Source organism: Vulcanococcus sp. (assembly GCF_044369115.1).
GTDB lineage: Bacteria > Cyanobacteriota > Cyanobacteriia > PCC-6307 > Cyanobiaceae > Vulcanococcus.
Genome location: NZ_JBIPMN010000115.1, coordinates 1 through 8,424, shown reverse-complemented (window position 1 = coordinate 8,424; position 8,424 = coordinate 1). Strand labels below are relative to the sequence as shown.

Here is an 8,424-nt window from a genome sequence, read left to right as displayed (position 1 = left end):
GGGCAGCTGGATCTCGAGCGGATCCTCGCCAGCCTCTCCCTGGCGCCGGATGGCGGTCTCGCCCTGCACCCCAAGGGGCTGATGGCGGTGGAGCACTACCTGGTGGTGCGCAACCTGATGTACCGCAGCGTTTACAACCACCGCCTCAACGTGGTGTGCAACTGGCTGCTCAACCGCAGCATCGCCGTGGCCCGCCAGCTCGGCCCCCAACGGGTGTGGGCCGATGCCGTGATGGAGCGCTGGCTGTGGCACAGCGATGCCCTCAGCCTCGACGACTTCCTCGGCAACGACGACCACCGCACGGGCTATCACCTACAGCGCTGGCGCGAGGAGGGGCCCGCAGCCCTGCAGGACCTTTGCGGGCGGCTGCTCGATCGCCGCCTGCTCAAGGCCAGCGATGTGAGCCAGCTGAAGCAGGAACAACGCCTGGAACTGCTGGCCCTGGCCCAGCGGCTGAGCGAGCAGGCCGGGCTGCAGGCGGATCTCTGCTGCGGTCTCCAGAGCCAGCAGAACCGTGGTTATCACCCCTATCGAGGCGGGCTGCGGCTCTGGGACGGCCGCCACCTCACCGCCCTGGAGCAGCGCTCACCCCTGGTGCAGAGCCTCAGCGAAGCGCGCGAAAGCGCCTGGCTGATCCACCCCCCTGAAATCACCGGGCCGCTCCGCACACAGCTGGCCCTGGAAGCGGGCGATGGCGCTGCCTAACTTGCTGGCCATGCACACCCCCCTCCTTCTCCTGCAGCTGAAGGCCAACGCCCAGAGCAGCAACGCCGCCCTGGAGGAGGTGCGGCTCCAGCTGAGCCCTGGGGGCACATCGGGGGTGAGCTGGCTCGATTGCCGCGATCGCGTGCTCAACCTGCCGGAACTGCGGGAGATTCAGACCCTGCTGGCGGCGGCGGGGCAGCCCCTGGGGCGGGTGCTCGCGAGCCACCCTCTGGCGCTGGTGGCTGCCGCGGCGCTGGGCCTCGAGACGGAACTGCAGCAAGAAGCGGCTGAGGCTCTGGCGCCCCCAGCGGCCGCTGATGGCCTCACCATTCACCGCGGCACCCTGCGCTCGGGTGATCACCTGGAGGTGAGCGGGTCGCTGCTGGTGCTCGGCGATGTGAATCCGGGTGCGCGCGTGAGCGCTCAAGGGGATGTGCGGGTGTGGGGACGGCTCCGGGGCGTGGCCCATGCCGGCCAAAGCGGCGACCCGAGCGCCCGGATCGTGGCCCTGCAGCTGCGGCCGCTGCAGCTGCGGATCGCCGATGCGGTGGCCCGTGGGCCCGAGGATCAGCCGCCGCCGGGCTTCTGCGAGCAGGCGGTGCTGCGGAACGGCGCGATCGCCATCGAACCGGCCGAACCGCAATGGCCGCTGGAGCGCTTGAACCGTTAGCGATTCACCAGGCCGAGGCCGCCCAGCAGGCCAGCCACCGCCATGAACCAGAGCGGCGAGATCTTGGTGCGCAGCATCAGCACACACACCACCAGCGACACGGCGTAGGCGGGGGTGTCGTGGTCGGAGATGCGCAGGATCTTGAGGCCCACGGCAAACAGGATGCCCAGGGTGATCGGCCCGAGGCCCCGTTCAACGGCGATCCGCCAGGGGCTGTTCCGCAAGCGATTCCAGCTCAGGGCCGCCGCCACCATCACCAGGGTGGAGGGCAAGAGGATGGCAACCTCAGCCCCGAGGCCGCTGAGCAGGCCCCAGAGGGGGCCTTCCTGCACCGCCGCTCCCATGCCGAGCAGGCCCACCAGCATCGAGCTGGGCCCGGGTGCGGCCTCAGCGAGGGCATAGAGATCGGCGAACTGGCGCGAACTGAGCCAGCAGTATTGGTCGACGGCGATGTGGTGGTATTCGCTGAGCAAGGTGTTGCCGCCCCCCAGCGAAAACAGGGAAAGCCGCAGGAAATCCCAGATCACCGCCAGCAGATTGCGCCAATCGCTCAGCTGCACCGGCTGGCAGAGCGAAGCGCCCGTGTGGGCGAGCAACCAACTCATCGCTGGTCACCCCGCGGCCAATACCAGGCCATCGCCAGCGGGCCCGCCACTAGCACCAGGGGCACCAGGCGCACATGGAACACATCCATCGCGATGAAACTGCAGGCCGCCAGCAGCAGGGCCACAGGGTCGCGGTTGTAGGCGCCGGCGATCTTGAAGCCCATCGACAGGGCCATGCCGGCAGAGGCGGTGATCACCCCCGCCAGCAGCCGATCCACCGCCAGGGTTTCGTGGAGATAGAAGTAGCCGAGCCCCAGCAGCATCAGCAGGCTGAAGGGCAGCAGCAGGATGCCGCTGAGGGCGGCGATGGCGCCGGTGAGGCCGTGAAAACGGCTGCCGATGTAAACGGCCATGTTGATCTGATTCGGCCCTGGAAACAGACGGGCCACGGTGAGACCGGTAATGAACTCCTCTTGGCTCATCCACTGGCGCTCCTCCACCACGATCCGCTCACTCCAGGCGGAGAGGCCACCACCGAACGACGACAGGGCCACCTGCTGCATGCCCAGGAACAGCTGCCAGCGGGTGGGGGCAACGGCGCCGTGATCCATCAGTGGTGCACGAAATGGGGGTCGGGCGCCAGCTCGCCATGCTCGTGATACGTGGGATCGAGGGGGTCGGGGGCGCTGTATTTCTTCGCGAGCGCCCAATCGGCTTCGAAGGTGGCCTGCAGCCGCTCGATCACCTCGGGACAGTCGATCTCGATGCCCAGCTCCCGGCGAACATCGAAGGCACTGCGATCGATGTTCATCGAGCCGGTCATCGCCGCCCGGCCGTCCACCAGGATCAACTTGGCGTGGAGCTTGAGGTGCTTCTGGCGCCGGATCTTCACCCCGCACATCTCCAGCACCCGCAGGGAGCTGAAGGTGTCGTAAACGTCCCAATCGCTGAGGCCGTGCTTGCCACCGCACAGCACCCGCACCTTCACGCCCCGATCACGGGCCGCCACGATTCGCTCGAGGATCACGGCATCCACAAATTTGGGGTGTTGAATCCAGAGGGTCTTGCGGGCGGCATCGATCACCCGGGCCATCTGACCGCGGCTGTGGGCACTGCTCCACACCAGACCCACATCGAGCCGGGGCTCGAAGAAGCTGCGGTGCCAATCGGCCTCAAACCCAGCCCGCACCTGCTCGATCACGATCGGGTCGTGGGTGATCACGCCGTAGTCGCGGGTTTCGGTGAAGTATTTCTCCGAGAGGTTGAAGGTGGCGATCAGGGCCGCATGGCCATCGATCACCATCGATTTCTCGTGGGTGACCGGGAAGCACTCGCTGGTCCAAACCACCTCAATCCCCTGGTTCTGCAGCAGGGCAAAGGCCTCATCGTTCCAACGATCACCGGCAGAGGTGTGGGGGTTGAGCATCACCCGAACCCGCACCCCCCGCTCCCGAGCACGGAAGAGGGCCTGCTCGATCGCCTCGCTCTGCAACTTGAACTGTTTGAGCAACAGCTCGTCGGAGGCCTGGTCGATGAGCGCCACCACCGCCGCACCGCCGTCATCCGGCATCACAAGCAGGCGCTGACCGCTGGCGGCGGCAACCATGACCCAAGGAACACAGTGGCTCCGTTCTAGGGGGCATGCCATCGGTTTGCCCAGTGAGGGCGACACATGCGCAGCCAGGAAATGGCCTTAACCTGCCTCGATTCCAGACCGTGCCCGTGACCACATCGGGAAGCCGTTCCATCCTGATCTGCTCAGGCAAGGGGGGCGTGGGAAAGACCACGCTCACCGCCAACTTGGGCATCGCCCTGGCCCGGCAGGGCATGCGCACCGCCGTGCTCGACGCTGATTTCGGCCTGCGCAACCTCGATCTGCTGCTGGGGCTCGAAAACCGGATTGTGTACACCGCCCAGGAGGTGCTTTCCGGCAACTGCCGCCTTGATCAAGCCCTGGTGAAGCACAAGCTGGAGCCCAACCTGGCCCTGCTGCCGGCGGGCAATCCCCGCATGCTCGAGTGGCTCAAGCCTGAGGACATGCAGACCATCGTCGGCATGCTGCGGGAGCAGTTCAACATTGTGCTGATCGACTGTCCCGCCGGCATCGAAGACGGCTTCAAGAACGCGGCCGGCGCCGCTGAAGAGGCGATCGTGATCACCACCCCGGAAGTGTCCGCCGTGCGGGACGCAGACCGGGTGATCGGCCTGCTGAACACCCGCGGGATCCAGCCGATCCAGCTGGTGCTCAACCGGGTGCGCCCGAAGATGATGGCCAATCAGGAGATGCTGGCCGTCGACGACGTAACCGACATCCTGGCGCTGCCGCTGCTGGGGCTCGTGCTCGAGGACGAGCAAGTGATCGTGAGCACCAACCGCGGCGAGCCGCTCACCCTCAACGGCAGCGGCTCGCCGGCAGCCCAGGCCTACAACAACATCGCCCGCCGCGTCTGCGGCGAGGACGTGCCGCTGATCGATCCCTCCAAGGTGCGGCGCGGCCTACGGGCCAAGCTCGGCCGCCTGATGCAAACCAAGATCTTCTGAGCTGATGACCCTGCGCGATTTCATCAACAAGCTGCTCGGTCGCCAGCCCGCCAGCGCCACCACCGCCAAACAGCGGCTGCAGCTGGTGCTTGCCCACGACCGCAGCGATCTCAACCCCGAGCTGCTGGAGCAGATGCGGCGCGAAATCCTCGAGGTGGTGAGCCGCTACGTGGAGATCGACATCGAGGAAGGCGACGTGAGCCTGGAAACCGAAGATCGCGTCACCGCCCTGGTGGCCAACCTGCCGATCCGCCGCACCAAACCGCTGCCCCAGCAGGAGCCCAGCACCGACACCGAAGCCGAACCGGAGGCGGAAGCCGATCCGGTGTGGACCGCCAGCCAGGCCTGAGGGGAATGTTCAGGGCATTGCCGCCACCAGCGCCATGCCCTCCCCCCAACCAACGGCGGTCACCGCTGCCGAGCACGCTGTGCTGCGGCGATTGCTAGAAGGGCTCAGCAACCGCTCGATCGCCGCCGAGCTGCTGCTGAGCCCGCGCACGGTGGAAAGCCACATCTCCCACCTACTCGCCAAGACCGGCTGCCGAAGCCGCACCCAGTTGCTGCTGTGGGCACTGGCCGAGCGATAGGCTCCCACTGGAGCGACAGCTCCGAATGCCGGCTTAGCTCAGTGGTAGAGCAGCGCTTTTGTAAAGCGAAGGCCATCGGTTCAAATCCGTTAGCCGGCTTTTAGGTTCAGATCGGTTGCAGCAGTGCAGGACTGGCGTTTCGGGCACCAGAGGGTGGCAAGACCAGCGCTCACGTTTATCAACTACGTTTATCATGGCGTTTATCAAGCCAACGTAAGCGTCGAGTTGACAGGTGGCCAAGGGACGCTTCTCCAACGACCTGCCTCAGAGCGGCCTACCAGGGCTCCGCTTCCGCAGGGACACCCAGATGTGGGTCGTCAGCCTGCCAGTACCCACAAGCCTCAGAGCAACGCTTAGGAACGCGCGAGGCAAGCCACTGACGCGGCTTGAACGCTCTACAGGGGAACGGAACGAAGGACGGGCAAGACGGGCCTACCCCAAGCTCCTTGCCGAGCTAGAAGCTGAACTACAGCAGAAAAGCAAGGACGCCGGATTGAACACGACGATCCAAGAGGCCGTGGAGAGGGCCATCGGCAAGATCTACGAAGAGGTTGTAAGCGATGAACAGTCTCTGCGATCTGTCACGAGCATTGGCCGGCAACTCAAAACCAAGGGCGGAAACCCAAGCCCTCACTCTGCTCCAAAAAACAGACTGAAAATCAAGCCAGTTGAAAGCATTGAAGGCGCAACAACCCAAAGGGCAGCACAAATGAGCAGGCTGCTCGCCGGGGAACTTCTTAGACGCCAAGGCTTAAGCCTTAGTGGACCAGAGCTCGAACTAGCAGAAAGAAGTCTCAAGTGGGCAATAACTGAAGCTGGAAAATATGGAGAACAAATCCAAGAAATCGGATATCTAGCCAAAGAGACAGAGGCAGGAAAGAGCCTACGGGAAGCCGCCAACAAGGCAAAGCCGATAAGTATTTGGGAAGTTGCCGAACACAAGTTCCAATGGAGCAGTTTGTCTGAGTCTGCTATTCAAGCCCATCAATATGCACTCAGAGCCTGGACAAGAATCATCAAGAAGACCAGTCTTGAAGACATCAACACCCAGAACCTCAATCAGTTCCTTGAACATTTGGTCACTCAAGGATGGAACGGCAAACCCCTGTGCCCAGATAGCGCAAACGGCATGGCCACGACCATTGCATCACTGATCAAACACCAGTCACTGCAAGATGGCCTGGAACGAACAAAGCCGATCTACAGAAAAATCAAGACAGACAAACGGACAGCCAAACTCCGGCAACGGGATAAGGCAACCAAGAAAGAAGACGTCAAAAAGGCGCTGGACTACGCATACCTGCATGAAAAGGATCGCTACCGCTGGCTCTGGCTCCTGCTCATTGACAACACGACGTTACGAGTAAGCGAGTCACTATCACTGAAATGGAAAGATCTTGCTGAAATTGATGGGGCTTGGTTCTTTGACCTCCAGTTCTCCAAGACGGCCGAAGGAATTCGCTACGTACCGCTGAATGATCGGCTAGAGAAATGGCTACTACCAAAAAAAGGGGGAGGAGAAGAATACGTGATTAACAACTCATGGAACCAAACAAAAAGCCCAAAAGATGGAGCAGGTAACTGGACCCGTTCACTCGAGAAAAAGTTAAACCTGGAAGGCCGCATCAACCCACATGCATTCAGACACGGTGCTGGTGGCGACCTTGCGTACGAGCTACCGGAGGGACTCAAGAAAAAGCTCATGGGCCATGCAGGTGGAATGACCGATCACTACACAAGAGAAGATTTAAAAAAACTACGGGAAGCCTCCAACTACATCGGGACAGATTGGAAACCTCCCGAAACAAACAGTTACTTATAGTACTGCATTACGCTTATCCCTTCCAGCACCTGTCTCAATACCATCCGCCTGAACCATTGGCGGCGGTGGGCTCAGGCTTAGGGCGCCTTGGCGGGTGGCGCTGTAGGGGTTCTGATGGGCTATTCAGTGGGACGTAGCAAGTCGGGTAGAGCCTTAAGTATTTTTGGCGTGAGGATTATAGCTAGACTGATGCAAGAAGAACATGGCAATTACCAGCAATGACCACTAAGCAGGAACAATTTGAATACGAGTCTCACCCCGGTTAGAGATCGAGAGGTAACGCGGCAGCCAGTTGTCGCGTTCCTTGGAGTTCTGAAAGGCCATCGCATAGGCCCATTCCTTACAGAGGGTCTGGATAAAGCGCTCGGCCTTTCCGTTGGTGCGGGGCGTGTAAGGCCTGGTGCGGATGTGCTTGAGGCCAAGGGCTTTGCAGGCCTTGGCAAAGCTGCGTGAGAGGTAAGCGGGACCGTTATCCGACATCACTTGGTTGCACTCCAAGTCGTTGGTTCGTTTTTCTGAGTCGTCCTGCACCCATCGGCCAAGAGCCTTTTCAACACCTGACATCTGCACAGCTGATGCCTAAGGTTTGGCGCAGCTGGACTCGTTCGCATGCTGAAGGCTGCCCTGGCTATTGCCACGCCTATCACGATTGTGATCAGTGGTATAGGACTCGCCCAACCCGCTGGCCTTGCCTATCCCCAGCAGGGCGTGGTGTGCGACTCGGTAGGCCAAGTCTGCTACGACAGCTATGGCCCGTCGATCGGCATTACGCAAATCAATTACGGCCAAAAGGCGGCCAAGCATCTCAAGCGCAACCTAAGCCAAACCAACAGCCGAGATTTCCGCCTCAGCACCGGTCAAGCATGCAGCGTGAGTCAGCGCCTGTGCTGGAACGATGGCTGGGGGCAGCGGAATGTCGCCCGCGGACTGACTGAGCAGCTGTTCGGACCTAGCAACGCCGGCATTCAACCAGGTCGACCACAAATCGCGCGCGACAGCGGCCTCTGCAGCCTCAGCCGTGGCGGCCAGCGCGTGTACGACGGGCCTTGCCAACTGAAGCAAGTCATGCAGGGTAACGACAACAAATATGTCGTGCAGCTGCAGAACGGCAACCGCTATATCTTTGTTCGGCAAGGCAGCAGTTACATCATCAGCGATGGTTTCGGTAGCAATTGGCCAGTGTCATTTGTTGACCATGGCCAAACTGGTGTTTTCCGGTTTGGGGACTACAAGCTCGTTGCAACCCAGAGCAGCGGTGGTCGACAAGCACCGACTCAAAGCGAAGCCGTTGGCAATGCCATTGGCAACCTGCTGAACTCTCTGTTCAAGCAATGAGTCTGTGGTGTTGATCAGTGGCTCGCTGCTGCTGGCTTTTATGCTGAATCTGCCGTTCCTGCGGCCTGCCACTACCCGAACAGACCCACGAGCCTGGACCCCCGGTTTCAGGAAAGTTGTCACCCTTGTGATCAGTACACCCGGGGGCTTGAGGACATGACCAATGCGTCGTTACAGCGAGGCCGTTAAAGCTGATGTGAGGAGGCGGATGAGTCCACC

General features: G+C 61.6%; 9 protein-coding genes, 1 tRNA gene and 2 pseudogenes. 8 read left to right on the top strand and 4 right to left on the bottom strand.

The window, feature by feature from the left end; all coding sequences use genetic code 11:
• Positions 1-705: pseudogene (locus ACIQ2E_RS09805) on the top strand (HD family phosphohydrolase); the annotation flags it as partial.
• Between the two features lie 10 nt (positions 706-715).
• Complete coding sequence (gene minC / locus ACIQ2E_RS09800; protein ID WP_398329598.1) at positions 716-1,375, top strand: septum site-determining protein MinC; 660 nt, start codon at positions 716-718, stop codon at positions 1,373-1,375.
• Here the strand turns inward: minC and ACIQ2E_RS09795 are convergent.
• From ACIQ2E_RS09795 to ACIQ2E_RS09785, 3 genes are read right to left on the bottom strand one after another with little or no spacing between them, the layout of a single operon-like run.
• Positions 1,372-1,980 (bottom strand): chromate transporter, encoded by a 609-nt coding sequence (locus ACIQ2E_RS09795; protein WP_398329595.1) that lies wholly within the window; start codon positions 1,978-1,980, stop codon positions 1,372-1,374. The two genes, minC and ACIQ2E_RS09795, sit on opposite strands and share 4 nt — an antisense overlap.
• Positions 1,977-2,531 carry a chromate transporter gene (locus ACIQ2E_RS09790; protein ID WP_398329592.1) on the bottom strand — a complete coding sequence of 185 codons (555 nt, stop codon included), beginning with the start codon at positions 2,529-2,531 and terminating at the stop codon, positions 1,977-1,979. The genes ACIQ2E_RS09795 and ACIQ2E_RS09790 overlap by 4 nt, the downstream gene beginning before the upstream one ends.
• The gene (locus ACIQ2E_RS09785; protein ID WP_398329589.1) at positions 2,531-3,526 is read right to left on the bottom strand and encodes a phosphatidylserine/phosphatidylglycerophosphate/cardiolipin synthase family protein; all 996 of its coding nucleotides are present in this window, start codon (positions 3,524-3,526) and stop codon (positions 2,531-2,533) included. Before ACIQ2E_RS09785 ends, ACIQ2E_RS09790 begins: the two co-directional genes overlap by 1 nt.
• A gap of 116 nt (positions 3,527-3,642) precedes the next feature.
• Here ACIQ2E_RS09785 and minD point away from each other — a divergent pair, with 116 nt between their 5' ends.
• From minD to ACIQ2E_RS09760, 5 genes are all read left to right on the top strand, one after another.
• Positions 3,643-4,461 carry a septum site-determining protein MinD gene (gene minD, locus ACIQ2E_RS09780; protein WP_398329586.1) on the top strand — a complete coding sequence of 273 codons (819 nt, stop codon included), beginning with the start codon at positions 3,643-3,645 and terminating at the stop codon, positions 4,459-4,461.
• A gap of 4 nt (positions 4,462-4,465) precedes the next feature.
• Complete coding sequence (gene minE, locus ACIQ2E_RS09775; protein WP_398329583.1) at positions 4,466-4,810, top strand: cell division topological specificity factor MinE; 345 nt, start codon at positions 4,466-4,468, stop codon at positions 4,808-4,810.
• 34 nt (positions 4,811-4,844) lie between these two features.
• Positions 4,845-5,048 carry a response regulator transcription factor gene (locus ACIQ2E_RS09770; protein WP_398329580.1) on the top strand — a complete coding sequence of 68 codons (204 nt, stop codon included), beginning with the start codon at positions 4,845-4,847 and terminating at the stop codon, positions 5,046-5,048.
• A 27-nt stretch (positions 5,049-5,075) separates the two neighbouring features.
• A tRNA-Thr gene (locus ACIQ2E_RS09765) sits at positions 5,076-5,147 on the top strand.
• A gap of 133 nt (positions 5,148-5,280) precedes the next feature.
• On the top strand, positions 5,281-6,870 hold the full coding sequence (locus ACIQ2E_RS09760) for a tyrosine-type recombinase/integrase (RefSeq protein WP_398329577.1): 1,590 nt from the start codon (positions 5,281-5,283) through the stop codon (positions 6,868-6,870).
• A 273-nt stretch (positions 6,871-7,143) separates the two neighbouring features.
• Here the strand turns inward: ACIQ2E_RS09760 and ACIQ2E_RS09755 are convergent.
• Positions 7,144-7,356 (bottom strand): annotated as a pseudogene (locus tag ACIQ2E_RS09755) (integrase core domain-containing protein); the annotation flags it as partial.
• 123 nt (positions 7,357-7,479) lie between these two features.
• On the opposite strand from ACIQ2E_RS09755, the gene ACIQ2E_RS09750 reads away from it, so the two are divergent.
• Positions 7,480-8,205 carry a YcgJ family protein gene (locus tag ACIQ2E_RS09750; RefSeq protein WP_398329574.1) on the top strand — a complete coding sequence of 242 codons (726 nt, stop codon included), beginning with the start codon at positions 7,480-7,482 and terminating at the stop codon, positions 8,203-8,205.
• Positions 8,206-8,424: the final 219 nt, after the last annotated feature.

Excerpts from the sequence above, each read along its gene's own strand:
- minC (WP_398329598.1), top strand. The coding sequence starts at position 716 with ATGCACACCCCCCTCCTTCTCCTGCAGCTGAAGGCCAACGCCCAGAGC.
- ACIQ2E_RS09795 (WP_398329595.1), bottom strand. The coding sequence starts at position 1,980 with ATGAGTTGGTTGCTCGCCCACACGGGCGCTTCGCTCTGCCAGCCGGTG.
- ACIQ2E_RS09790 (WP_398329592.1), bottom strand. The coding sequence starts at position 2,531 with ATGGATCACGGCGCCGTTGCCCCCACCCGCTGGCAGCTGTTCCTGGGC.
- ACIQ2E_RS09785 (WP_398329589.1), bottom strand. The coding sequence starts at position 3,526 with ATGGTTGCCGCCGCCAGCGGTCAGCGCCTGCTTGTGATGCCGGATGAC.
- minE (WP_398329583.1), top strand. The coding sequence starts at position 4,466 with ATGACCCTGCGCGATTTCATCAACAAGCTGCTCGGTCGCCAGCCCGCC.
- ACIQ2E_RS09770 (WP_398329580.1), top strand. The coding sequence starts at position 4,845 with ATGCCCTCCCCCCAACCAACGGCGGTCACCGCTGCCGAGCACGCTGTG.
- ACIQ2E_RS09750 (WP_398329574.1), top strand. The coding sequence starts at position 7,480 with ATGCTGAAGGCTGCCCTGGCTATTGCCACGCCTATCACGATTGTGATC.